Raw genomic sequence first — 22,938 nt, 5'->3', positions numbered from 1 at the left:
TCTCCGTCACAGGAGTTGCCCATATGAGCCGTGCCAGAATCCGCCTGACGACCGCGGCGGCCGCCGCCGCCCTCGCCGTCGGGATCCTGCCCGCCTCCGCGTACGCGGCGACGGCACCCGGAGCCGGGGTCGGCGCCCGGCACCACCAGCAGCAGGCCGAAACGATCCGCCAGATCCCCCTCCAGGGCGCCGTCAACCTCCGGGACATCGGCGGCTACCGCACCTGGACGGGAGGCCAGGTCCGCCAGGGCCTGGTCTACCGTTCCGACGCACTGAGCAAGCTGACCGCAGCGGACGTCACCACCGTCGCCGGTCTGGGCCTCAAGAAGGTCGTCGATTTCCGCATTCCGATGGAGCTCCAGTACGACGGCGCCGACCGGCTGCCGTCCGGGCTCTCCCCCACCTCGCGCCCGGTCAGCGACCTCGGCCTCTACGGCACCCTCGTCGGCGCGATCGGCAGCGGCGATCCCGTCACCCAGGAGCAGATGCTCGGCGGCGGCCGCGCCGAGGCCTACATGCGCGACATCTACCGCACCTTCGTGACCAGCCCCGAGAACCGGGCGCAGTTCGCGGCGACGCTGCGGGAGATCGCCGACGGCCGGCAGGGCCCGGTCCTGTACCACTGCACGTCCGGCAAGGACCGGACGGGCTGGATGAGCTACGTCCTGCTGCGCGCCCTGGCCGTCCCCGAGGACACCGCGGAGCGCGACTACCTGGCGTCGAACACCTTCCGCGCCGCCTACGACGCGCAGGTGCGGGCGGGCCTGCGGCAGTCGGGCCGGATGCAGAACCCGGACCTGCTGATCCCGCTCCAGGAGGTCCGCCGGGACTACCTGGACTCGGCGACGGCGCAGATGGAGGCCGACTACGGCAGCTTCTACGGCTATCTGACGCAGGGCCTCGGCCTGGACCTGCGGACGCTGGCGAAGCTGCAGGACCGGATGGTCCGGTAGCGGACAGCACGACGCCGGGCGGCGCGTCCTGCGCTGCCCGGCGTCGTGGTGCCTACGTGTCCTGCGGCGGTACGGGGATCAGACCGCGCGGCGGCGGCCCTGGCCGCCGGTGCCGACCCGGCTGCGCGCGGAGGCCGCGGCGGCGCCACCGCCGCCCGTCCCGCGTCGGCCGCGCTCGCCGGAGCCGCCGGCAGAAGCGCTGCCGCCCTGGCCACCGCGACGGGCCTGGCCCGAGCCGGAGGCCGCCGGGGCCTGCCCGGAGGCACCCCCGCCGGAACGGCGGCCGCGGCCGCCGGCCGCCGGAGCGCCGCCGGTCGCGGAGCCGGTGCGCGGCCCGCCGCCGGAGCGGCGGCGCGAGCCGGAGCCCGCAGCGGAGCCGGAGCGCGGCTTGGGCGCGGTCGGCTGCGGCACGTCCAGCACCACCGGGATGCCCGAGGGCTCCTTGGCGCCGGTCAGGCGGGCCAGTTCCGCGTCGGAGGACTTGATCTGCGCGGTGCGCGGGGAGATCCCGGCGTCCGACATCAGACGGGTCATGTCGCGCTTCTGGTCGGGGAGCACCAGGGTGACCACGCTGCCGGACTCGCCGGCACGGGCGGTACGGCCGCCGCGGTGCAGGTAGTCCTTGTGGTCGGTGGGCGGGTCCACGTTGACGACGAGGTCGAGGTCGTCGATGTGGATGCCGCGCGCCGCGACGTTGGTGGCGACCAGCGCGGTGACCTCGCCCGTCTTGAACCAGTCGAGGGTGCGGTTGCGCTGCGGCTGGGAGCGGCCGCCGTGCAGGCCGGAGGCGCGTACGCCGTCGGCGAGGAGCTTCTTGACCATGCGGTCGACCCCGCGCTTGGTGTCGACGAACATGATCACCCGGCCGTCGCGAGCGGCTATACGCGTGGCCACGGCCTTCTTGTCGGTCTCGTCCATGACGTACAGGACGTGGTGCTCCATGGTGGTGACCGCACCGGCCGACGGGTCGACGGAGTGGCCGACCGGGTCGGTCAGGAACATCTTGACGAGCTTGTCGATGTTCTTGTCCAGCGTCGCCGAGAACAGCATCCGCTGGCCGCCCGCCTCGACCTGCTTGAGCAGCGCCGTGACCTGCGGCATGAAGCCCATGTCGGTCATCTGGTCGGCCTCGTCGAGGACGGTGATGGAGACCTGCGAGAGGTCGGCGTCACCGCGGTCGATGAGGTCCTTCAGACGGCCGGGGGTGGCGACGAGCACCTCGGCGCCGCGGCGCAGGGCGCCGGACTGCCGGTTGATCGACATGCCGCCGACGACGGTCGCGATGCGCAGGTTGACGGCCGTGGCGTACGGGGCCAGGGCGTCGGTGACCTGCTGCGCGAGCTCACGGGTCGGTACGAGGACCAGCGCGAGCGGCGCCTTCGGCTGCGCGCGGCGGCCGGCGGTACGGGCGAGCAGCGCCAGGCCGAAGGCCAGCGTCTTGCCGGAGCCGGTGCGGCCGCGGCCGAGCAGGTCACGGCCGGCGAGGGAGTTCGGCAGCGTCGCGGCCTGGATCGGGAACGGCTCGGTGACGCCCTGGGCGGCGAGGGTCTTCAGCAGCGCCTCGGGCATGTCCATGTCCGCGAACGCGTCGACCGGCGGCAGCGCCGGGGCGATCGGCTCGGGCATGGTGAATTCCTGGGGTCGGGCCACGGGGGCGGACTTCTGCCGTCCCGCGCCAGACTTCGGACGCCCCTGGGCCGCACCTCGACCCCGGGTGGGGCGGCGGCTGGGTCGTGCGGAGCTGGAGCTGGTCATGCGAGAAAGCCCTCCTGAAACCGACAGGTAAAACAAAGGTCGAAACAGCAGACAAGCCGGGGTCCGCACCTCGCGGTGCGGACCCCGGCATGCTGAAGTACTTAGGCGGGAACGATGTTCTCCGCCTGGGGGCCCTTCTGGCCCTGCGTCACGTCGAAGGACACGCGCTGGCCCTCCTGGAGCTCACGGAAGCCCTGGGTGGCGATGTTCGAGTAGTGGGCGAAGACGTCCGGGCCGCCACCGTCCTGCTCGATGAAGCCGAAGCCCTTTTCCGAGTTGAACCACTTCACGGTGCCTTGTGCCATTTTAAATCTCCTGAATAGGCGGCAAAGGGCCCCATCCGGAGATTCCGGCAAAACAATAAAAGCGCCTGCGGAGCATTCCCGTCAGGCGCACATAAAGTTCATGGGTACCACAACTGCAACGAGCTCTAAGCTAGCACACCCTCGGTCGGGGAGCGCCGGGGCGAGGGTGTGACCTGCGCCCTCCGGCCGGTGGGCGCGCCGTGCGGCGGCCGGCCCGGCGGGGGTGTCCACGGGGCCGGAACCCCCGTCCCCCTTGGGCCGAGGGCGCCTCCGGCCCCCTGCGGGCGGTCCGCGCGGGCGGGTGGCCGGATCCGCTCCCGACGAAAAAGATTCACTCCTGCGGGTCGTCCGGACGGGCGGCGGGCCGGGTCGGACGAGGTGGTGAAAGTCCGTGGCGGCCGCCCGCCCCGACTGGTTTGATCATGGGATGGCAGCGATCAAGGAGCCCTGGGGGCTCAGTGTGCTCGGCGCGGGCAGCGTGTCTGCCGAACCCCGTCTCGCGCACGTGGACCTGGCGGTCGATCTCCTCGCCCCGACGCCGAAGGCGGCCTACGCCGAGGCCGGCGCGGCGGTGACGCGGCTGCGGGAGGTGCTGCGCGAGCACGGCGTACCGGACTCGGACGTGTCCGGCTCGCGCCTGCAGCTCACCTCGCAGTACAAGGGGTACGGCGCGGAGCGGTCCTTCCTCGGCTACGCCTGCGTGGCCACCTACACGGTGCGGACGGAGGCCCTGGCCGGGCTGGAGCTGCTGATCGAGGACGCGGTCACGGCCGGCGCGAACCGTGTCGACGCCGTGCGGTTCGAGGTGGACGACAAGCCCGCGATGCGGGACGAGGCCCGGCGCCGGGCGGTGGCGGCCGCCCGGCGCAAGGCCGAGGTGTACGCCGAGGCGTGCGGGCTGCGGCTGGGGCCGGTCATCCACATCGAGGACGTGGACCCCGAGTCGGTGGGCGGCCACAGCCACGGCCGCCGCACGGGCGGGGATCCGGAGGACGACGGCGCCTTCACCCCGGGCTCGGTGCGCGTCGAAGCGGCCGTACTGCTCGGCTTCGGCCTGCTCCCGGAGTGACCGGCGGCCCGGAGTGACCGGCGGCCCGGAGGCCGGCCTAGAGCCGCTCGATGATGGTGACGTTGGCCTGGCCGCCGCCCTCGCACATGGTCTGGAGGCCGAAGCGGCCTCCGGTGCGCTCCAGTTCGTGCAGGAGGGTGGTCATCAGCTTCACCCCGGTGGCGCCCAGCGGGTGGCCGAGCGCGATCGCGCCGCCGTTGACGTTGACCCGCTCGGGGTCGGCTCCGGTCTCCTTCAGCCAGGCGAGCACCACCGGCGCGAACGCCTCGTTGATCTCCACGAGGTCGATGTCGGCCAGTGACATGCCGGTCTTCGTCAGCGCGTGGGCGGTGGCCGGGATCGGCGCGGACAGCATCCGGATCGGGTCCTCGCCACGTACCGAGAGGTGGTGGATGCGGGCGCGGGGCCGCAGGCCGTGTTCCCGTACCGCCCGCTCGGAGGCGATCAGCATGGCCGCCGCGCCGTCGGACACCTGGGAGGAGACGGCCGCGGTGATGGTGCCGCCCTCGACGACCGGCTTGAGGGCGGCCATCTTCTGCGCCGTCGTGTCCCGGCGCGGGCCCTCGTCCACGCCCACGTCCCCGTACGCCACCGTCTCGCGCGCGAAGCGGCCCTCGTCGATGGCCCGGATCGCCCGCCGGTGGGAGCGGAGCGCGAACTCCTCCATGTCCTGCCGGGTGATCCCCCACTTCTGCGCGATGAGCTGCGCGCCGTGGAACTGGTTGACCGGGGCGTCGCCGTACCGGGCGCGCCAGCCCGCCGAGCCCGCGTACGGTCCCTCGTCGAGCCCCAGCGGCTGCGCCGCCTGCCGCGAGGCGAAGGCGATCGGGATCATCGACATGTTCTGGGTGCCGCCCGCGACCACCAGGTCCTGGGTGCCGGACAGGACTCCCTGCGCCGCGAAGTGCACCGCCTGCTGCGAGGACCCGCACTGGCGGTCGACGGTGACCCCGGGCACCTCCTCGGGCAGGCCGGCCGCCAGCCAGGCCGTCCGGGCGATGTCCCCCGCCTGCGGCCCCACCGTGTCGAGGCAGCCGAACACCACGTCCTCCACGGCGGCCGGGTCCACCCCGGACCGCTCGATCAGTGCCTTCAGGACGTGTGCGCCCAGGTCGGCCGGGTGGACGGCGGACAGGCCGCCTCCGCGCCGCCCGACGGGCGTGCGTACCGCATCGACTATGTAGGCCTCGGGCATCGGGACTCCTCGGACGGTCGCGTCTGACGGACGGGTCGGTCAGGTGGGGCGCAGTGCGATCCCGTCCAGCACCATCGACAGGTACTGGCGGGCGATCTCCTCGGGGCTGTGCTGTCCGCCCGGCCGGTACCAGGAGGCCGCCACCCACACCGTGTCGCGCACGAAGCGGTAGGTGAGGCGGATGTCGAGGTCGGCGCGGAAGACCTTGGCCTCGACGCCCCGTTCCAGCGTCCCCAGCCAGGCCTTCTCGAACTTCTGCTGCGAGTCGGACAGGTAGTGGAAGCGGGGCTGGGCGGAGAGGGTGCGGGACTCCTTCTGGTAGATGGCGACGGCGGCGCGGTGCCGGTCGATCTCCCGGAAGGACTCGGTGACGAGGGCTTCGATGGTCTCCCTGGGGCCGAGGCCGGCGGCGAGGACGCTGTCGTATCCGTCCCACAGTTCGGTCAGGAAGGCCGAGAGGATCTCGTCGAGCATCGATTCCTTGGAATCGAAGTGGTAGTAGAGGCTGCCGGCGAGCATGCCGGCGGCGTCGGCGATCTTGCGGACGGTGGTGGCGTTGTAGCCCTGCGCGGCGAAGACCTCGGCGGCGGTGTCGAGGAGTTCACGACGCCGTTCGGGGGAGGCCGTCACCTGCGGCTTCTTCTTGACTGTCGGCTTGTTCGTTGGCACGCGTCCATTCTCGGCCAAGGCATCCGCTAGGCGTGCTGGCTGCTGACCGACACCGTCTCGCCGGTCATGTACGACGAGTAGGCGCTGGCCAGGAAGACGATGACGTTGGCGACCTCCCAGGGTTCGGCGTACCGGCCGAAGGCCTCGCGGGCGGTGAGTTCGGCCAGGAGCTCCTCGCTGGTGACCTTCACCAGGTGCGGGTGCATGGCCAGGCTCGGGGCGACCGCGTTGACGCGTACGCCGAACTCCGCGGCCTCCAGGGCCGCGCAGCGGGTCAGTGCCATCACCCCGGCCTTGGCGGCGGCGTAGTGGGCCTGGCCGGTCTGGGCGCGCCAGCCGATGACGGAGGCGTTGTTGACGACCACTCCGCCGCCGCCGGAGGCCTTGAGGGAGCGCAGGGCGGCGCGGGTGCAGCGGAAGGTTCCGTTCAGGGTGACGTCGAGGACGCGGGACCACTGGGCGTCGGTCATGTCGACGAGGGCGGCGGTGCCGCCGAGGCCGGCGTTGTTGACGACGATGTCGAGGCGGCCGTGGGTGTGTTCGGCGTGTGCGAAGAGGGCCTGGACCTGGTCCTCGTCGGTGACGTCGCAGGGGTGCGAGGTGACGCGGTCGGCCCCGAACTCGGCGGCGAGGGCCTCCTCGGTCTCCTTCAGGCGGCGGGCGTGGGCGTCGCCGATGACGATGCGGGCGCCCTCCTCCAGGAGGCGGCGGGCGGTGGCTCCGCCGATCCCGGCCCCGGCGGCGGCGGTGACGACGGCGGTGCGGTCCTTCAGCAGTCCGTGCCCGGGGACATAGCCGGGGGTTTTCACGCCCGTACCTCCTTGGGAAGGCCGAGAGGTGCGGAACTCCTCGACGCTGCTCATGGCCGTACGTTAACCTACCAAACACTTGTTAGGGAAGCTTCCTCTCGTGAAGGACGGCCACCGCATGCCCGACGACCGCATGGAACTCACGCACACGGCGGACGTGGAGGCCTTCCGGGCCGAGGCCCGGGACTGGCTCCGCGCCCACGTCCCGGCCCGGCCGCTGCCCTCCTTGGAGACCGCGGAGGGATTCGCGGCGCACCGGGAGTGGGAGGCGGTGCTGCACGCGGAGCGCTGGTCGGTGGTCTCGTGGCCCGAGGAGTACGGGGGCCGGGGCGTCGACATCGTGAAGTGGCTGGTGTTCGAGGAGGAGTACTGGGCTGCGGGCGCGCCCGGCCGGGTCTCGCAGAACGGCATCAACCTCCTCGCCCCCACCCTCTTCGACCACGCGAGCGTGCAGCAGCGGGCGCGCGTGCTGCCGTCGATGGCGAGCGGCGAGGTGATCTGGGCGCAGGCCTGGTCGGAGCCGGAGTCCGGGTCCGACCTGGCCTCGCTGCGGTCGCGGGCGGTCCGCACGGACGGCGGCTGGCTGCTGTCCGGGCAGAAGACCTGGTCCTCGCGGGCGGCCTTCGCGGACCGCGCCTTCGGGATCTTCCGCACCGACCCGGACGCCGCGCGGCCGCACCAGGGGCTGACGTACCTGATGTTCGACCTGCGGGCGCCGGGTGTGACGGTGCGGCCCATCGGCCGCCTCGACGGCAAGCCGGCCTTCGCGGAGCTCTTCCTGGACCGGGTCTTCGTACCGGACGAGGACGTCATCGGGGAGCCGGGACAGGGCTGGCGGATCGCCATGTCGACCACCGGCAACGAGCGCGGGCTGACCCTGCGCTCCCCCGGCCGGTTCCTGGCGGCGGCGGACCGGCTGGTCGGGCTGTGGCAGGAGCAGGGGGACCCCGCCGACACCGCGCTGCGGGACCGGGTGGCGGACGCGGTGGTCGGCGCGCGCGCGTACGAGCTGTTCACCTGGGCGAACGCCGCCCGTTTCGCGGCGGGCGAGACGATCGGCGCGGAGTCCAGCCTGAACAAGGTGTTCTGGTCGCAGTACGACATCGCCCTGCACGAGACGGCGCTGGACCTGCTGGGCGCGGACGCGGAGCTCGCGGACGGCGCGTGGGCCGAGCCGTGGGTGTTCTCCCTGGCCGGGCCGATCTACGCGGGGACGAACGAGATCCAGCGCGACATCATCGCCGAGCGGCTGCTCGGCCTCCCGAAGGGCCGCCGCTGATGCGTTTCCTGCCGACGGACGAGCAGTCGGACTTCGCCCGTACGCTGCGGTCCCTGCTGGGCTCCGCCCAGGTGCCGGCGACGGTACGGGCCTGGGCGGACGGCGACGCCGGGCCCGGGCGGGCGCTGTGGTCCCGGATCGCGGGGACCGGACTGTTCGCGCTGGCCGTGCCGGAGGCCCACGAGGGGGTGGGCCTGCTCCCGCTGGAGCTGTCCCTCGGCTTCGTGGAGCTGGGCCGGGCCGGGGTGGCGGGGCCGGTGGTGGAGAGCGCCGCCGCATCGGTGCTGCTGTCGGAGCTGGCGGACGAGGCGCTGGCCAAGCGGTTCCTGCCGGGGCTGGCGCAGGGCGAGACCTCGGCCACGCTGACGCTGCCGGGCGGGAGCCCGTACGCGCTGGACGCGGACGCGGCGACGTACTGCTTCACGGTGTCGCCGGCGGGCGAACTACGGCTGACGGGCGGCGGCGGCGCAAGCGGAACGAGCGGAGCGGGCGGCGCGGGCGCAACGGGCGCCGCTGGCGAGCCGGTCCGGTCGACGGACCCGGCGCGCCGGCTCTCCCTCCCGCCCGCCGGGGGCGAACTGCTGGCGGCGGGACCGGAGGTGGTGCGGGCGGCGGAGGTGGCCGGACGCTGGGCCCGGCTGCTGACGGCCGCCCAGTGCCTGGGCGTCGGCGAGGCGCTGCTGGAGCGGACGGTTCAGTACGCGAAGCAGCGCACCCAGTTCGGCGCGCCGATCGGGTCGTTCCAGGCGGTCAAGCACCGGCTGGCGGACACCCTGCTCGGGATCGAGTTCGCCCGCCCCCTGGTGTGGGCGGCGGCCCTGTCCCCGGCCCCGGGCGAGGTGGCTGCGGCGAAGCTGTCGGCGGGCGAGGCGTCCTACCGGGCGGCGATGACGGCGCTCCAGCTCCACGGCGCGGTCGGCTACACCGAGGAGCTGGACCTGTCCCTGTGGCTGCGCAAGGCCCGCCCGCTGCGGGACGCCTGGGGAACGCCGTCGGCCTGCCGGGCCGAGGTGCTGCGGTCCGTCACACCACCGCGACGCTGATGTTCACGACGTACTGCTCCTCGACCGTGCCGTCCGGGAAGAGCGGGTTCAGCAGTTCCCGCTCCCCGGCCAGGTACTCGCGGGTGCCGGCCTCGCCCAGCAGGAGGAAGGCGGAGTGGCTGGCGAGGTTGGCGAGGTGGTCGTCGAGGGTGATGTGCCGGGACCAGCGCACGGAGCGGGTGGCGAACTCGCCGAGTCCCTGGGGCAGGGTGCGGTTGCTCACCCCTTTCGCCTCGAAGAACACCCGCAGCCGCTCGTCCTGTTCGGCGATCCACGGGACGCCGCTGTCCGCGTCGTTCCACCAGATGGCGAGCGCGCCGCCGGGGCGCAGCACCCGGCGGGCCTCGGGAACCGAGCGGGCCGGGTCGGTCCAGTGCCAGGCCTGGGCGTAGGTGAGCAGGTCGAACGCACCGGTGGCCAGCGGCAGCCGGTCCCCGTCCCCGCGCACGATCGGGATCCCGGGGTGCGTCCGGGCGAACTCGGCGGCCATCCCGTCCCCCGGCTCCACGGCGAGGACCTCGGCCCCGCGCTCGCGGAGGAGCGCGGTGGCGATCCCGGTCCCGGCCCCCACATCGGCCACCCGGGCCCCGGCGAGGGGCCGCCCGGCGAGGGCCTCGACGGCGTCGAAGAGGGCCGGCGGGTAGCCGGGTCGGTGAGCGCCGTACAGAGCTGCTGCTGCGTCGAAGGAACGGGCACGTGTTGTCATGCGTCCATTGTTTTCGATCAGACAATCGGCAACAAGATCGAGGTACTTGCACCATGCGAAGGACGATGACCACGGTGACCGTGTGCGCCGCGGCGGCCGTACTGCTCACCGGCTGCGGGAGCGCGAAGCCGGAGCCGGAGCCGGCCGGCGGAAGCAAGGGGCCGGCGGTCTCCGCGAGCGCCTCGTCCGCCCCGGCCAAGGCCGGCGGGGGCGCCACCCACGAGGTGACCCTGGAGGTCGGCGGGACCGGAAAGACGGCGATCATGTACAGCGGCATCGGCAGCGGCTTCGAGCCGCAGACCCTGCCGTGGTCGAAGAGCGGTACCGCGGAACTCACCGCCGCGGAGCAGAAGGTCGGCTACCTGGTGAACGTGGTTCCGGGCACGATCACGGGCCCCGACGGCAAGCTGCAGCAGGCCCCGTGCGTGATCAAGGTCGACGGGAAGAAGGTCGCGGAGAGCGACGGCGTGACGACCGTGAAGGGCTGCTCCTACACGATCAAGTAGGGCACGGTCGGCCCGACCGGTCCGGACGTCTTCTAGGTGCCGCGGCGCAGGGAGATCCGGGCGACGACGACGGTCTGGAGCAGGATCAGGGCCCCGGTGCCGAGGGCCGGCCAGCGCGGCCGGTCCGGGCGCCCGCCGACGGACCAGGTCGGGCCGTCGGGGTCCACGGTCACCTTCAGCCGGGCGCCGACCGGGAGGTCCTTCGCCACCGGGCCGGGCAGGTCCCGGCCCGCCTCGGTGCGCAGCCGCAGCGACGGGGCCGGGCCCGAGCCGTCCTCCACCATGGTCCGCTCGACCACGACCGCCTGCTCCTCGCGGCCGCGGTCGTGGAGGGTGTGCCGGTCCCAGGTGATCCCGCCGGCCACGGCGACCGCGACCGCGAGCAGCGCGACGAAGGTGCGGGCGAGGAACTCCGCGTCGGTGCCGTGCGGGACGGTCGCGCCGAGGACGAAGACGGCCAGCAGGACGGGGATCCAGGCGCCCTCGGGGCCCTGGAGCAGCCAGATCGCGGTGAACTCCCCCGCCAGGAGGATGCAGTTGCGCAAGGCGGCGCCCGGCAGCCTCCGTATCACTTCAGCCATGGACACATCATGCCCGGGAGCCGGGTGCGAAGGGGTCCTCGGGTCCTCGGGTCCTCGTGCAGCGCCTTCCCGCATCGTGTGATGCTGGCGCCATGACTGATCAACGCGGGGTCTCCGTCGTCCGCTGGCCCGACCGGAGCCCTTCCGCCGGACCCGGGCCGGCAGACCTGCTGACGGCCTACCACCTGCGGACGGAGGCGGAGAAGGGCGCGGCCGTCACCGACGTGGCCGGGCTGCCCGACCGCTACCGGGCAGAAATCCTGGACCCGCGGACCGCGTTCGCCGACGATGTCGTGCTGTTGGCCCTGAGCGGGGACACGGTCGCGGGATGCCTGGTGGTGACGACCCCCTGCGGCGGGCGGTCGGAGATCAAGCGGCTCTGGACGGATCCGGCGTTCCGGGGCCGGGGCATCGCGTCCCGCCTGGTCGGCGCCGCGCTCGCGCATGCCGCGGAAAGCGGAGTGAGCAGTGTGCGGCTGTCGGTGTGGAAATGGCGGACCGGTGCCATCGCCCTGTACGAACGGCTCGGCTTCGCCGTCACCGAGTCGTGGGACGAGCGGGACCAGCTGGTCTGCATGCAGCGCACGGTGTGAAGCCCCGGCCCGACCCGGGGCCCCCGGGGGGCCGTGCGCCTGGGCCGTCTCTTCCGGATCTTGCCGGCCGAGCCCGCGGAGTCCGGTGCCATGGGGTCTCCCCGGGCCCCGGCCCCAGCCCCGGCCCCGGCCCCCGCTCCCTGATCCGGCCCGATCGGCACGGCCTAGCCCTGTGCAGGAGGACGCCGGTGGGGATCCGGCCGACCCGGCCGTCCCGCATCCGGCGGGTCCGCCGCGCGGACTTCCGCGACCCAGGCCCCGGCCGCCCGCAGTGCGGCGGCGCCCGCCGGGAGCGGCAGGCCCAGGAAGCCGTGGAAGACCCCCGGGTACAGCTGGACCGCGCAGTCGACGCCGGCCCGCGCCAGGCGGCGGGCGTAGGCGAGACCCTCGTCGCGCAGGATGTCGCAGTCGGCGAGGACGATCAGCGCGGGCGGCAGGCCCGACAGGTCGGGGGCGCGCAGCGGCGAGACGTGCGGGTGCTCCGGGTCGCCGCCGTACTGGTCCCAGTACCAGGCCATGTGGGCGGCGGTGTGGAAGTAGCCCTCCGCGTAGGTCTCCACGGAGGCGGAGTCCATAGAGGCGTCCAGCGGCGGATAGAACAGCAGCTGCCCCGCGACGAGTTCGGGTGCGCGCAGGGCGGTCACGGCCGCGAGGTTGCCGCCGCTGGAGTCCCCGGCCAGCACCACCCTGCCGGGGTCGCAGCGATACGCGCGGGCCCGGTCGCGGGCCCAGAGCAGGACGGTGAGCGCATCGTCGGGCGCCGCCGGCCAGGGGTGTTCCGGGGCGAGCCGGTAGTCCACGGAGACGACCACGGCGCCCGCGGCCACCGCCAGGGAGCGGCAGGTCGCGTCGTGGCTGTCCGGCCCGCACATCATCCACCCGCCGCCGTGCAGGAAGACCACCAGCGGGCGGTCGGCCGGGCCGGGCGCGGGATCGTAGATCCGGACCGGTACCCCGTCCGCGACCGTGTCGGACACCGAGGCCACGGCCGGGCCCGCGCGGCCGGATCCGGAGGTGGCCGCCGCCCGCAGGGCGCCGGTGTCGCCGGGGCCCGGGAAGCCCGCCGTCATCGCGTCGCACAGCCGCCTGGCCTGCGGGGACAGCGGGTCCGCCGTCGGGGGGTGCGACGAGGAGCCGGGGCCGAAGTCGGGGCCGGGGCCGGAGCCGGGGCCGAAGTCGGCACGGGCGTCGGTCATGCGGCCGTCATCCCCCCGTCCACGGTGAACTCGGTGCCGGTGATGTACGAGGACGCGTCCGAGCAGAGGAAGAGGACGAGCTCCCCGACCTCCTCCGGGCGCCCGATGCGCCCCAGCGGTACGTGCGACCAGTCCCGGCCGGCGACCGCCTCGGCCACCATCGGGGTGTCGATGGCCCCCGGGTGCACCGAGTTGACCCGGATCCGGTCCGCGCCGAGGTCGAGCGCCGCCGACCGGGTCAGGCCGCGCAGCCCGAACTTGGTCGATCCGTAGGCCGCGTGGCCGGGTATCCCGACCAGGCCGGCGGTGGAGGAGATGTTGACGATCGAGCCGCCCCCGCCCGCCCGCAGCACCGGCGCCACCGCCTGGATGCCGAGGAACGGGCCGAGCAGATTGACCCGAAGCAGCGCCTCGAACTCGTCGAGCCGCTGCCGTTCCACATGGGCCGTGCGCCACAGGGCCGCGTTGTTGACCAGGGCCGAGACCGTCCCGAAGGCGCGGACCGCCTCCTTCACCACCGTCGCCCAGCTCTCCGGGTCGGCCACGTCGTGGCGTACGTACAGTCCCCGGTCGCCGAGTTCCGCGGCCACCGCCCGGCCCTCGTCCTCCCGTACGTCGGTGACCACGACCCGGGCGCCGGCCCGCGCGCACAGCCGGGCCTCGGCGGCGCCCTGGCCGCGCCCGGCGCCGGTGATCACGACGACCTTCCCTTCGAGGCGCTGTGCCACGGCTCAGCCCTCCAGCGCCCGGAAGTGCGGGATGACCTTCTCGCCCCACTGGCGGATGGTCTCCATGCAGACCTCCTGGGGGACGGTGCCCATCTGGATCAGGCACATCACCTCGTCGACGCCGATCTCGCGCAGTTGCTCGACGTAGGCGATGGCGGTCCCGGCGCTGCCGTACGCGTGATCCGCGTTGTAGGTGCCGGTGTCGACGGGGCGGGCGGGGATGTTCGCCTCGTGCAGCCGGGCGACGAGTTCCTCCCGTCCCCTGGCCAGCGCCCCCACGTGATCGTCCTCCTCGGCGTACGCGGTCGGCTCGGGGCCGTTCCCGTACCAGTGGGCGATGGCCTCGGCGAAGAACCGCTGGCCGCGCGTGCCGAGCCGCAGGGCCCGCTCGGCGTCGTCGAGGACGACGGTCGGGCACAGGGCGGAGAGGTGGTCGTTGACCTGGGTGGAGACCAGGCGCTCACCGGTGCGCGCCGCGATGGCCTCGTCGTAGACCTTGCGCATGGTGCGTACGTCGTCGGCGCCCGCGAAGCCCATCACCAGGGCCCCGATGCCGAGTTCGGCGGCCAGCTTGAGGCTGTCGTGCCGGGAGCAGGCCATGAACAGCGGCGGGTGCGGGTCCTGGACCGGGCGGGGCAGGATCGCGCCGGGGCCGATGTCGATGGAGCCGTGCCATTCGAAGGTCTCCTCCTTCCAGGCCGAGGCGAAGATCCGCAGCGCCTCCTCCGTCTGCGGTTGGGTGTCCTCGGGCCTGACCCCGTACATGGACATCTCCTGGCGGGTGGCTCCGCGGCCGGCGCCGATGTCGACGCGGCCGCCGCAGAGCACGTCGAGCATGGCCGCGCGCTCGGCGACGCGTACGGGGTGCTGGTAGCCGAAGGGCATGGTGACGACGCCGTGGCCGATCCGGATCCGGTGGGTGCGGGCGGCCACCCAGGTCAGGAAGATTTCGGAGGCGCTCATGTGCGCGTACCGGGTCAGGGAGTGGTGTTCGACGGCCCAGATCCGGTCGAAGCCCATCTCCTCGGCGTACACGGCCTGTTCGACGCAGTCGTGGATGACCTGGCGCTCGCTTTCGGGGGTGGGATCGACGAGCTGCGCCTCGAAGATCATCGAGAACTTCACGGTGAGGTCCCTCCGCGCGACGGTCGGGGTGTGCGGGGTTACTTCTAATAGAAATACTTCTAGCAGGCATACGTTGCAGGGGGAAGGGCGCCGGGAGGGCCGGTCGTAGACTGCGCTGCGTGGCAGACGAGACGAACAGGCGCGCGCTCCCCGCGACCAGCTGGGCGGTGCTCGGGCTGCTCTCCTTCGGAGAGGAGCTCTCCGGCTACGACCTGAAGAAGTGGTCGGACCGGTCGCTGCGGTTCTTCTACTGGAGCCCGTCCTTCAGCCAGATCTACAGTGAGCTCAAGCGGCTGGAGAAGGCCGGCTACGCCTCCTCGCGGATGGTCGCCCAGGACACCGGGACGCGCGACAAGCGGGTCTACCGGATCACGGACGAGGGCATGACGGCCGTACGGCAGTGGGCCCGCGAGGCCCCCGTCGACCCGCCCGTCCTCAAGCACGGGCCGATGCTGAGGCTATGGCTGGGGCACCTGCTGGAGCCGGAGCAGATGCGCGAGGTCCTCGCCCAGCACCAGGAGTTCGCGGAGAGGATGCGCCGTCGCGCGGTGGCCGACGCCGAGGCCGCGCAGGAGGAGAGCGCCTGGGCGTACCCGACGCTCACCCTCAGGTGGGCCGAGCGGTACTACGCCTCCGAGCGGGACCTCGCGGCCGCGATGCTCGACGACATCGACGCACTGGCCGCCGGGCGGGACGGGCGCGAGCCGCACGGCAAGCGCCCGTAGGCGGCCGATCCGGGTTTCGCGGAGGCAGTCCGACGGGCCCACGCGCTGCCGTACCCTCGCCCCATGACGGGCAGTGCGATCGATCTCCGCAAGGTGGAGGAAACGGCTCCGGCGCTGGTGAGCCTCTACAAGAGCGCCGGGGTCTCCCTGCGCAAGTACGGCCTGGAGGGCGGGCGGGCGGCGGTCTACCTGGTCCTGGACTACTCCGGGTCGATGCGCCCGTACTACGCGGACGGCAGCGTGCAGGCCCTCGCTGACCGGGTGCTGGGGCTGTCCGCCCACCTGGACGACGACGCCCGGGTGCCGGTGGTCTTCTTCTCCACCGAGGTCGACGCCGTGGAGGAGATCTCCCTGGCGGGGCACGCGGGCCGGGTCACCGAGATCGCCTCCCGGCTGGGCCACATGGGCAAGACGGCCTACCACGCGGCGATGGACGCGGTCATCGACCACTACCTGGACTCGGGAGCAACGGCGCCCGCCCTGGTGGTCTTCCAGACCGACGGCGGGCCGATCAACAAGCTCGCGGCGGAGCGGTACCTGTGCAAGGCGGCCCGGCTGCCGCTGTTCTGGCAGTTCGTCGGCTTCGGCAACACGCGCAGCACGCAGTTCGACTTCCTGCGCCGGCTCGACGAGCTGCCGGTGCCGGCGATGCGGGCCGTCGACAACGCGGGCTACTTCCACGCGGGCCAGGACCCGCGCGGCGTGCCGGACGGCGAGCTCTACGACCGCCTCGTCGGGGAGTTCCCGGGCTGGCTGGCGGCGGCGCGCGGTGCGGGCATCGTGCGCGCCTGACGGGTGAGCGCCGGGGCCACGCGCTTTGATGGGACGTATGACGACGACCAACTGGGCAGCGTTCGAGGAGGCGGAGCCGGAGTTCGCGGCGGCCGTCCGGGCCCGCTTCGCGCAGTACCCCCACCATGTCCTGGCCACCCTCCGCAAGGACGGATCCCCCCGGGTGACGGGGCTGAACGTCTCCATCAGGGGCGGGGAACTGTGGCTCGGCATGATGGCCGGCTCGATGAAGGCCCGGGACCTCCAGCGCGACCCGCGCTTCGCCCTGCACACCAATCCGGGCGGCGGCGAGAACATGCCGGACGGGGACGTACGGATCTCCGGTCGCGCGGTGGAGCTCCTGGACCCGCCGGAACTGCACCGGTACGCGGAGGAGACCGAGACCCCGCACCCGTTCCACCTCTTCCACGCCGACCTGACGGAGGTCGTCCACGTCGGCGTGGACGGCGATGACCTGGTGATCCGCACATGGACCCCGGAGCACGGCCTGCACACCCTGCGCCGGGGCGACGACGACGAGCCGCCGCGCGAGGACCCGGCGGAAGGCGGTGCGGCCGGCTGAGGGGACGGGGGCGCTCAGCGCCTCGTCTCGTACCTGGTCAGGATCACTCCGCAGGGAAGCGTCCGCGTCTCCAGCAGGTTCAGGTTCACCCAGCTGTCCAGCGCGGTGAAGAACGGCGTGCCGCCGCCCACCAGGACCGGTGCGGTGGCCAGCACGTACTCGTCGATCAGCCCGGCCCGCATGGCCGCCGCGGCGAGCGTGGCGCCGCCGATGTCCATCGGGCCGCCGTCCTCGGCCTTGAGCCGGGTGATCTCGGCGACCGCGTCACCGGTGACCAGGCGGGTGTTCCAGTCGACCTTGTCGACCGTCGAGGAGAACACCACCTTCGACATGTTCCGCCAGCGGCGCGCGTATTCGATCTCCGCCGGGGTGGCGTCGGGCCGCTGGTCGCCGGTCGGCCAGTAGGAGCTCATCGTCCGCCACAGCTTGCCCCCGTACAGCGACAGGTCGGTCGCCGCCAACCGGTCGGACCAGTACTGGAACAGCTCGTCGCTCGGCACGCTCCAGCCGATGTCGTCGCCGGGCGCGGCGATGTAGCCGTCCAGGGACAGGTTCATGCCGTAGATCAGTTTCCGCATGGCGCCGGCCTTCTGTGAGTCGGTCTCGCATGGTCCTCGTGCTCGGCGGATCAGCCGCACACACATCGTTCCGCAGACGGACTAGATCCGCGGCTTCTTGTCCTTCGCGGCGAGGGCGGCGGGGTTCACGTCCACCCAGCTGCGGTCGATGTTGAGGGTGATCCCGCCGTAGGTGGCGTCGTGGTCGCCGCGGAACTGGTGGGCCCGGCGCGGGCCCGCCCACTTGGCGGTGCCCTTGGCCAGGCCCATGTCGGCGTCGCCCACGGACGCCGAAAGGTTCCAGCGGGCGGCCCAGAGCACATCGGGCATCGCCTGCGGGGCCTGGTGGTAGTGGGCGCTGAGCGCCTTGACCCCGGAGCTCACCGAGACGTAGGCGGCGGAGCGGAAGCCCAGCTCGTGCAGCCGCTGCGTCCAGGCGGTCAGGTAGGCGACGACCGGGGCGTCCCAGGTGGCGCGGTCGGTGTAGTTCTCCAGGTCGTTGTAGAGCACCGTGCCCGCGGGCAGCCGCAGCGACCGGGCCGCGTCCACCGCGCCCTCGGCGGCCTCCCGGCCCTGCCCGTTGGCCTCGGAGGGGTCGGTGGACAGGCCGGTGCCGGCGTTGTGCCAGGGCTGCGGGCCCACCCAGATGGGCATCAGGTGCCAGCCCGCGGCGGCCTGCCGTTCGACCCAGCGGGCGGTGAGCCGCGGCTGGGCGCAGGCCCGGGCCCGGCCGCCGATGTAGACGCCGATCGCACCGAAGGGGGAAGCGGCCCGCCAGGTGTCCATGGCCTTCTGGGTGGGGGCGGTGCAGGCGTCGAAGCCCTCGCCCTTGAAGGGCTCCTGGGCGCTACGGGGACCCGGGCCGCCGGCGGTGGCCGCGGCGACGACCGGGGCCACGGCGACGACGGGGGCCGGGCCCGGCGGGGTCGCCGCGGCTCGCGCCCGCGCCAGCACCCGGCGTACGGCGTCGGGCGTGGTCCCGTAGGAGACGGTGGCCATGACCGCGGAGCGGCGCAGGGCGTACCGCAGCTCGTTGCTGTCGGAGCGGGGCGGGGCCTCGCGCAGGGTGGTCCGGGAGTCCACCGCGACGGTCGGGATGTCGGCGCGCTCCGGGGCCCCGGCGAGGGGTTCGAGGTGCAGGGTGTCGGCGCGGACGGCGACGGCCCGGCCGGTGCATTCGGCCTGGGTACCGGCGTGGCCGAGGTACAGGGTGGGCAGGTCGAGGCGCACGCACGCGTCGGGGTTGCGGTCGAGGTCGACGACCCGCCAGTCGGCGGGGAGGGTGACGCGCAGACCGCGGTAGTCGACGGTCCGGCCGTCGTCGTCGGCGGCGGCGGACGGCTGGACGGGAATCAGCAGGGCGGCGCCGAGCAGGCCGCTCAGCAGGGTTCGTACGGGAGCCATGATCCAGAGGGGTACCAGACCGGGGCCGCCGTGAACTGTGCGCGCGTCGAGCGCAGTTGACCCGTCCGGCCCAGCCGCGCCCAGCCCGGCCCGTCGGTGTGGGTCACCTGCACGAGTGAAGGGGGCCCGGGCCCGTCACGGCGGGCGAGTAGGGTCGAGGGGGCGGCCGAAGCCAGTTGCGTTGGCTTCGGCCGCCCCTTTTCCCCGTCCCGGTCGGGCGCCTCAGGCCGTCCGGCGGCGCAGCCACCAGGTGCAGAAGCCGGCCAACAGTCCGGAGAGCGCGAGGAAGATCCCGGTTTCGATCCACTGGAAGGTCCAGTAGCGGTCGGCGGGCTGGTAGTCGACCGCTATGTGGTGCTTCGACGTGGTGAAGCACTCGAAGGGGTCCCGCTCGCGTTCCGCGCAGCCCTCGGCGCCGCGGACCTCCCGGCCGGAGGAGTCGAGCACCGCACCCGGTTCGGACACGACCCAGACGCCGGGCCTGAGCACCCCGACCCTCAGGTGGGCGTCGTCCCCGGAGCCCTTCAGCTGGATGTGGTTCCCGTTCCAGGCGTCCTGCGGTGCACCGGACTCCTCGCCGCCGCCCACCGGCGCCATGACGAGGGAGCTGAGCGCGACATCGGTGTGCTCCGACGCCACGAAGTGCGGGCGGATCGCGAAGGGCACGAGGATCTGGACGGCGAGGAAGGCGACCAGGGTCGCGGCCATCGCCGGCACGGTGCGCCGGATCAGCAGTCCGGCGCAGGCGCCGAGGGTGAAGGCGAACGCCGCGTAGCCGAGGGGGACGATCGCCCGGCCGCTGAACATGAGCGGGGTGAACCGGTCGAGGTTGACCCGGTCGATGGGGCTCGCCCACCAGGTCACCAGGAGGCTGAGCAGCCCGGTGACGGCGACGGCGATCAGGCCGACGGCCCCGAGCTTGACGAGGAGCCAGCGGCCCCGGGTGATGCTCTGGTTCCAGACGAGCCGGTGGGTGCCGGTCTCCAGTTCGCGGGCGATCAGCGGGGCGCCCCAGAAGATCCCGATGATGCCGGGTGCGGCGAGCAGCAGGCTCGTGACGTAGTAGGTCAGCGTCTGGTACTCGACGACCAGCGCGTTCTTGGCCGATTCGCAGTCGCTGCGGCAGCCGGCGACGGTGCTGTCGTAGACGTCGCGCATCTGGAGGCCGGTGACCACGAGGAATATCGCGATCGCGGCCAGGGCGGCCAGGGCTGCCAGGGTCTGGACGCGGTATTGGCGCCAGGTCAGCCAGATCATCGCTGGTCCTCCCGGGTGGTTCGGGGGCCGGCCCCGGCCGTGGCGCCCTGACTCATGTAGGTGAGGACGAGGTCCTCGAGGTTGAGCGGCTCCAGTACCCAGGAGGGATCCTGGAGCGCCTTGTCGGAGCGCACGATGAAGGTGCTCTGCCGCTCGGTGTGGGTCTCCTGGATGACCTGCATGTCCGGGGGCAGGGTGGACGCTTCGCGGCGGGCGGTGGTGAGCCGGAAGTGGGTGGCGAGCAGGTCGTCGACGTCGCCGGCCACCTGGACCCGGGAGGCGACCAGCGAGATCAGGTGGTCGCAGACCCGTTCCAGGTCGGACACCAGGTGGGACGAGAGCACGACGGTGGTCCCGTGTTCGGCGACGACCTCCATCAGGCTCTGCAGGAACTCCCGCCGGGCGAGGGGGTCCAGAGCGGCGACGGGCTCGTCGAGGATCAGCAGCTCGGGCCGTTTGGCGACGGCGAGGGTCAGGGCCACCTGGGCGCGCTGGCCGCCGGAGAGCTTCCCGGCCTTCTGGGCGGGGTCCAGGCCGAGCCGCCCGATCCGCTCCTGTGCCAGCCGGGCGTCCCAGCCCGGGTTGAGGCGGGCGCCGAGCCGCAGGTGGTCGGCGATCGACAGGCCGGCGTAGGTGGGGGTGTCCTGGGCGACGAATCCGACCTTGGCCAGCTGCCCGGGGCCGGCGGCGGGGCGTCCGCCGAGCACCTCGATGGTGCCCGAGGTCGGGCCGATCAGTCCGCAGGCCAGCTGCAACAGGGTCGACTTTCCTGCCCCGTTGGGGCCGACCAGGCCGACGACGCGTCCGGGCGGGACGCTCAGGGTGCAGTCGCGCAGCGCCTCTTTGCGGCCGTACCGCTTGCCCAGCGCGCGGGCTTCCAATATGGCGGTCATTTCTCCTCTTCGGTGTGCGGGTCCGTGCCGGTGCGGGCGGTGGGGGCGGTGCGGGCGGCACGGAAGGTGCTCAGGAACAGGGCCTCGATGCTCTCCTCGCCCAGCCCGGCGGCCCGCGCCCTGTCGAGCCACAGCTGCAACTCGCGGCGCAGCGGCTCGTGTTCGGACAGCGAGTCGTCGCTGAGGGTGCCGGAGATGAAGGTGCCGACCCCGGGCTTCTTCGAGACCAGGCCCTCGTACTCGAGCTCCCGGTACGCCTTGAGCACGGTGTTCGGGTTGATCGCCACACCGGCCGCGACGTCCTTGACGGTCGGCAGCCGGTCCCCCTCGGACAGCAGCCCCAGTCGCAGGGCCTGACGGACCTGCTGGATGAGCTGCATGTACGGAGCGACGCCGGAGCGGGCATCGAGGTGAAACTCGATCACTGTCCTCCTCTATTCATCTAGCTTACTAGCACTATAGGACTACGCGTGTCCGATCACTGTCAAGCGATGGGGCGTCAACACGACTGTGAGCAGCCCGGATTGGGGACGGAGTCGCCTGAGTACGCGTACTCAGGCAGATGTCGGTACCGCTGGGTAGCGTCGCGCCTGTCCGACGAACGGACGACACGACCACATGGGGGACGACATGAAGAAGCGCACCACCGCCCTGGCGGCCCTGGCCCCGGCTCTCGCACTGACCCTGGCGGCGAGCCCGGCCCGGGCCGCGCCGACGAGCGAGGTCATCGGCTACCCGGGCCCCGACGGCCTGATCTGGATCGCCGACCAGGCCGGTTCCAGCGGCTTCGTCTCGGGCGGCCTCTCCGAGCGGCTGGACACGTTCATCACGTTCGGCTGCGCCGACGGCGGGAGCATCGAGGTGTCGTTCCGGCTCCAGGAGCACCCCGACCGCGACCCGGCCCCCTTCACCGTCGACTGCCCCGGCACGGACCCGACGGTCGTCACGCTCCCCCTCGGCACCGGCATCCACGGCGGATTCACCGCGTGGGTGACGGCCTCGACCCCGACCACCCGCTGGGGCGCCACGGTCACCCAGCCCGAGTAGCCCCGAACACGCCGCAGCGCCCGCCGTACCCGGCGGGCGCTGCGGCGGAAGGTCAACCGGTGCCGTGGGCGATCAGGGGCAATGCTGCACGGCCCGGATGAACGACACCCATGTGGCAGCCCCGAAAACGAGGACCGGCCCGGCGCCGGCCAGCTTGCTGTCGCGGACGGGGACCAGGCCAGGGAGGTCGTCGGACACCTCGACGCAGTTGCCGCCCTCGCCGTTGGTATACGAGGACGTCCGCCAGGACAGACCGTCTACGTCTGCGCGCATCTCGCGTGCTCCTCCGCCACCGACTCGATCAAGGCCAGGGACGCCTCCGGCGACAGCGCGGCAGCCCTTGCAAGATCGTATGACCTCCAGTGGCGCCGAACCAGTGCCGGATCGTCCAGCAGTTGCCCTGCATGAGGGCCCTCGGTGTATGCCACATCGGGTGCATCGGCAAACTGCATGATCCTCAGGGACGCATCCAGGACACCATGGGCACCGGCCGAGAACGGCACCACCTGCACAGTGATCCGATAGCCCCGGACGAACGACGAGATATGCCGCAGCTGAGCGGCCATCACGGCAGGCCCCCCGACCACCGTCCTCAGCACGGCCTCGTGCAGCACGACCCACACCTCAGGGGTTTCCGGAACACTGAGAAGCCGGGCGCGCTCAGCACGCGCCGAGACCACGGTGTCAACATGCTCCGCCAAGGCCGTGGGACCGGTCGCCCGAACCACGGCCCGTGCGTAGTCCGCCGTCTGGAGCAGCCCGGGAACCAGAGTGGAGCCATAGTCGAAGATGGCCGTCGCCAGGCGTTCCAGCTCGGCCGCCTCGGCGAAGTACTCGACGTGCTTCGATTTGAACGCCCTGGCCAGCCGCGTGAAGTAGTCCCCGGTGCCGAACACCTTGTCGATCAGCTCCGCGATCTCCGGCCGCAGCCGCCGCGTGCCGCACTCCATCTGCCCGACGTACGCCCCGCTCGTGAAGATCCGCTCGCCCAGACCGTCCTGGGTGAGCCCGGCCGCTTCCCGGTGGCGCCGCAGTTCCTCGCGGGCGAACTCCTCCGGTGTCTGCGCCCCGCTCAGATCCTTCTGCTTGCCACGAGCCAACTCCCCCGCTTCCGCAGCACCTTGCTCCGCGAAAAGCGTAGTCCCTGCCGAGCCCGCGAAACAGCGGTACGGATTGATACGACTACAGA

27 protein-coding genes are annotated in these 22,938 nt (G+C 72.7%); 10 read left to right on the top strand and 17 right to left on the bottom strand.

What is annotated here, in order from left to right; genetic code table 11:
* The first annotated feature begins 23 nt into the window (after positions 1 to 23).
* On the top strand, positions 24 to 953 hold the full coding sequence (locus tag B6R96_RS26120; protein WP_053705201.1) for a tyrosine-protein phosphatase: 930 nt from the start codon (positions 24 to 26) through the stop codon (positions 951 to 953).
* A 78-nt stretch (positions 954 to 1,031) separates the two neighbouring features.
* On the opposite strand, the gene B6R96_RS26115 is transcribed toward B6R96_RS26120, so the two are convergent.
* Both B6R96_RS26115 and B6R96_RS26110 read right to left on the bottom strand, forming a co-directional pair.
* On the bottom strand, positions 1,032 to 2,708 hold the full coding sequence (locus tag B6R96_RS26115) for a DEAD/DEAH box helicase (protein WP_081523798.1): 1,677 nt from the start codon (positions 2,706 to 2,708) through the stop codon (positions 1,032 to 1,034).
* Positions 2,709 to 2,809: 101 nt separating this feature from the next.
* Positions 2,810 to 3,013, bottom strand: coding sequence for a cold-shock protein (locus B6R96_RS26110; RefSeq protein ID WP_007502648.1), 204 nt, complete (start codon positions 3,011 to 3,013; stop codon positions 2,810 to 2,812).
* A 427-nt stretch (positions 3,014 to 3,440) separates the two neighbouring features.
* Here B6R96_RS26110 and B6R96_RS26105 point away from each other — a divergent pair, with 427 nt between their 5' ends.
* The gene (locus tag B6R96_RS26105; protein ID WP_030385497.1) at positions 3,441 to 4,082 is read left to right on the top strand and encodes an SIMPL domain-containing protein; all 642 of its coding nucleotides are present in this window, start codon (positions 3,441 to 3,443) and stop codon (positions 4,080 to 4,082) included.
* 37 nt (positions 4,083 to 4,119) lie between these two features.
* On the opposite strand, the gene B6R96_RS26100 is transcribed toward B6R96_RS26105, so the two are convergent.
* From B6R96_RS26100 to B6R96_RS26090, 3 genes are read right to left on the bottom strand one after another with little or no spacing between them, the layout of a single operon-like run.
* Complete coding sequence (locus tag B6R96_RS26100) at positions 4,120 to 5,277, bottom strand: acetyl-CoA C-acetyltransferase (protein ID WP_081523797.1); 1,158 nt, start codon at positions 5,275 to 5,277, stop codon at positions 4,120 to 4,122.
* 39 nt (positions 5,278 to 5,316) lie between these two features.
* Positions 5,317 to 5,946 carry a TetR/AcrR family transcriptional regulator gene (locus B6R96_RS26095; RefSeq protein WP_081523796.1) on the bottom strand — a complete coding sequence of 210 codons (630 nt, stop codon included), beginning with the start codon at positions 5,944 to 5,946 and terminating at the stop codon, positions 5,317 to 5,319.
* 26 nt (positions 5,947 to 5,972) lie between these two features.
* On the bottom strand, positions 5,973 to 6,755 hold the full coding sequence (locus tag B6R96_RS26090; RefSeq protein ID WP_053171098.1) for an SDR family oxidoreductase: 783 nt from the start codon (positions 6,753 to 6,755) through the stop codon (positions 5,973 to 5,975).
* Between the two features lie 133 nt (positions 6,756 to 6,888).
* On the opposite strand from B6R96_RS26090, the gene B6R96_RS26085 reads away from it, so the two are divergent.
* Together B6R96_RS26085 and B6R96_RS26080 are read left to right on the top strand one after the other, a co-directional pair.
* On the top strand, positions 6,889 to 8,034 hold the full coding sequence (locus B6R96_RS26085; protein ID WP_081525262.1) for an acyl-CoA dehydrogenase family protein: 1,146 nt from the start codon (positions 6,889 to 6,891) through the stop codon (positions 8,032 to 8,034).
* Positions 8,034 to 9,077: an acyl-CoA dehydrogenase family protein gene (locus tag B6R96_RS26080; protein WP_081523795.1), complete on the top strand. Its 1,044-nt coding sequence runs from the start codon at positions 8,034 to 8,036 to the stop codon at positions 9,075 to 9,077. The genes B6R96_RS26085 and B6R96_RS26080 overlap by 1 nt, the downstream gene beginning before the upstream one ends.
* Here the strand turns inward: B6R96_RS26080 and B6R96_RS26075 are convergent.
* Positions 9,058 to 9,783 carry a class I SAM-dependent methyltransferase gene (locus B6R96_RS26075; RefSeq protein WP_030385503.1) on the bottom strand — a complete coding sequence of 242 codons (726 nt, stop codon included), beginning with the start codon at positions 9,781 to 9,783 and terminating at the stop codon, positions 9,058 to 9,060. The two genes, B6R96_RS26080 and B6R96_RS26075, sit on opposite strands and share 20 nt — an antisense overlap.
* Before the next feature lie 65 nt (positions 9,784 to 9,848).
* Between B6R96_RS26075 and B6R96_RS26070 the strand changes: the two genes are divergently transcribed.
* On the top strand, positions 9,849 to 10,289 hold the full coding sequence (locus B6R96_RS26070) for a hypothetical protein (RefSeq protein ID WP_053171087.1): 441 nt from the start codon (positions 9,849 to 9,851) through the stop codon (positions 10,287 to 10,289).
* A 32-nt stretch (positions 10,290 to 10,321) separates the two neighbouring features.
* Here B6R96_RS26070 and B6R96_RS26065 read toward each other — a convergent pair whose 3' ends face one another.
* The gene (locus B6R96_RS26065) at positions 10,322 to 10,870 is read right to left on the bottom strand and encodes a hypothetical protein (RefSeq protein ID WP_159396367.1); all 549 of its coding nucleotides are present in this window, start codon (positions 10,868 to 10,870) and stop codon (positions 10,322 to 10,324) included.
* Positions 10,871 to 10,962: 92 nt separating this feature from the next.
* On the opposite strand from B6R96_RS26065, the gene B6R96_RS26060 reads away from it, so the two are divergent.
* The gene (locus B6R96_RS26060) at positions 10,963 to 11,463 is read left to right on the top strand and encodes a GNAT family N-acetyltransferase (RefSeq protein ID WP_081523793.1); all 501 of its coding nucleotides are present in this window, start codon (positions 10,963 to 10,965) and stop codon (positions 11,461 to 11,463) included.
* A 164-nt stretch (positions 11,464 to 11,627) separates the two neighbouring features.
* On the opposite strand, the gene B6R96_RS26055 is transcribed toward B6R96_RS26060, so the two are convergent.
* The 3 genes from B6R96_RS26055 to B6R96_RS26045 are packed head-to-tail and all read right to left on the bottom strand — an operon-like array spanning position 11,628 to position 14,512.
* Positions 11,628 to 12,659: an alpha/beta hydrolase gene (locus B6R96_RS26055; RefSeq protein WP_081523792.1), complete on the bottom strand. Its 1,032-nt coding sequence runs from the start codon at positions 12,657 to 12,659 to the stop codon at positions 11,628 to 11,630.
* Positions 12,656 to 13,387, bottom strand: a complete 732-nt coding sequence (locus tag B6R96_RS26050) for an SDR family NAD(P)-dependent oxidoreductase (RefSeq protein WP_053171078.1) — start codon at positions 13,385 to 13,387, stop codon at positions 12,656 to 12,658. The genes B6R96_RS26055 and B6R96_RS26050 overlap by 4 nt, the downstream gene beginning before the upstream one ends.
* 3 nt (positions 13,388 to 13,390) lie before the next feature.
* On the bottom strand, positions 13,391 to 14,512 hold the full coding sequence (locus tag B6R96_RS26045; RefSeq protein WP_081523791.1) for an LLM class flavin-dependent oxidoreductase: 1,122 nt from the start codon (positions 14,510 to 14,512) through the stop codon (positions 13,391 to 13,393).
* Positions 14,513 to 14,631: 119 nt separating this feature from the next.
* On the opposite strand from B6R96_RS26045, the gene B6R96_RS26040 reads away from it, so the two are divergent.
* From B6R96_RS26040 to B6R96_RS26030, 3 genes are all read left to right on the top strand, one after another.
* The gene (locus tag B6R96_RS26040; protein ID WP_081523790.1) at positions 14,632 to 15,237 is read left to right on the top strand and encodes a PadR family transcriptional regulator; all 606 of its coding nucleotides are present in this window, start codon (positions 14,632 to 14,634) and stop codon (positions 15,235 to 15,237) included.
* A 63-nt stretch (positions 15,238 to 15,300) separates the two neighbouring features.
* Positions 15,301 to 16,029, top strand: coding sequence for a VWA domain-containing protein (locus B6R96_RS26035; protein ID WP_079404676.1), 729 nt, complete (start codon positions 15,301 to 15,303; stop codon positions 16,027 to 16,029).
* Between the two features lie 37 nt (positions 16,030 to 16,066).
* Entirely contained in the window at positions 16,067 to 16,591 is a 525-nt protein-coding gene (locus B6R96_RS26030; protein WP_081523789.1) for a pyridoxamine 5'-phosphate oxidase family protein, read from the top strand.
* A gap of 14 nt (positions 16,592 to 16,605) precedes the next feature.
* Here B6R96_RS26030 and B6R96_RS26025 read toward each other — a convergent pair whose 3' ends face one another.
* From B6R96_RS26025 to B6R96_RS26005, 5 genes are all read right to left on the bottom strand, one after another.
* The gene (locus B6R96_RS26025) at positions 16,606 to 17,169 is read right to left on the bottom strand and encodes a dihydrofolate reductase family protein (protein ID WP_053171062.1); all 564 of its coding nucleotides are present in this window, start codon (positions 17,167 to 17,169) and stop codon (positions 16,606 to 16,608) included.
* Between the two features lie 81 nt (positions 17,170 to 17,250).
* Positions 17,251 to 18,552 carry a DUF1906 domain-containing protein gene (locus B6R96_RS26020; RefSeq protein ID WP_081523788.1) on the bottom strand — a complete coding sequence of 434 codons (1,302 nt, stop codon included), beginning with the start codon at positions 18,550 to 18,552 and terminating at the stop codon, positions 17,251 to 17,253.
* Between the two features lie 222 nt (positions 18,553 to 18,774).
* Positions 18,775 to 19,809 carry an ABC transporter permease gene (locus B6R96_RS26015; protein WP_030385515.1) on the bottom strand — a complete coding sequence of 345 codons (1,035 nt, stop codon included), beginning with the start codon at positions 19,807 to 19,809 and terminating at the stop codon, positions 18,775 to 18,777.
* Entirely contained in the window at positions 19,806 to 20,702 is an 897-nt protein-coding gene (locus B6R96_RS26010; protein ID WP_053704649.1) for an ABC transporter ATP-binding protein, read from the bottom strand. The genes B6R96_RS26015 and B6R96_RS26010 overlap by 4 nt, the downstream gene beginning before the upstream one ends.
* On the bottom strand, positions 20,699 to 21,127 hold the full coding sequence (locus tag B6R96_RS26005) for a GntR family transcriptional regulator (RefSeq protein WP_107475585.1): 429 nt from the start codon (positions 21,125 to 21,127) through the stop codon (positions 20,699 to 20,701). Before B6R96_RS26005 ends, B6R96_RS26010 begins: the two co-directional genes overlap by 4 nt.
* A 205-nt stretch (positions 21,128 to 21,332) precedes the next feature.
* Between B6R96_RS26005 and B6R96_RS26000 the strand changes: the two genes are divergently transcribed.
* A complete protein-coding gene (locus B6R96_RS26000; protein WP_159396366.1) occupies positions 21,333 to 21,749 on the top strand; it encodes a hypothetical protein in 417 nt (138 codons plus the stop codon).
* A gap of 72 nt (positions 21,750 to 21,821) precedes the next feature.
* On the opposite strand, the gene B6R96_RS25995 is transcribed toward B6R96_RS26000, so the two are convergent.
* Both B6R96_RS25995 and B6R96_RS25990 read right to left on the bottom strand, forming a co-directional pair.
* Positions 21,822 to 22,022 carry a DUF397 domain-containing protein gene (locus B6R96_RS25995; RefSeq protein ID WP_030724586.1) on the bottom strand — a complete coding sequence of 67 codons (201 nt, stop codon included), beginning with the start codon at positions 22,020 to 22,022 and terminating at the stop codon, positions 21,822 to 21,824.
* Entirely contained in the window at positions 22,007 to 22,849 is an 843-nt protein-coding gene (locus tag B6R96_RS25990) for a helix-turn-helix domain-containing protein (RefSeq protein WP_237291527.1), read from the bottom strand. The genes B6R96_RS25995 and B6R96_RS25990 overlap by 16 nt, the downstream gene beginning before the upstream one ends.
* Positions 22,850 to 22,938: the final 89 nt, after the last annotated feature.

The organism is Streptomyces sp. Sge12 (genome assembly GCF_002080455.1).
Lineage (GTDB): Bacteria > Actinomycetota > Actinomycetes > Streptomycetales > Streptomycetaceae > Streptomyces.
This window is presented reverse-complemented; position numbering and strand designations above follow the sequence as displayed.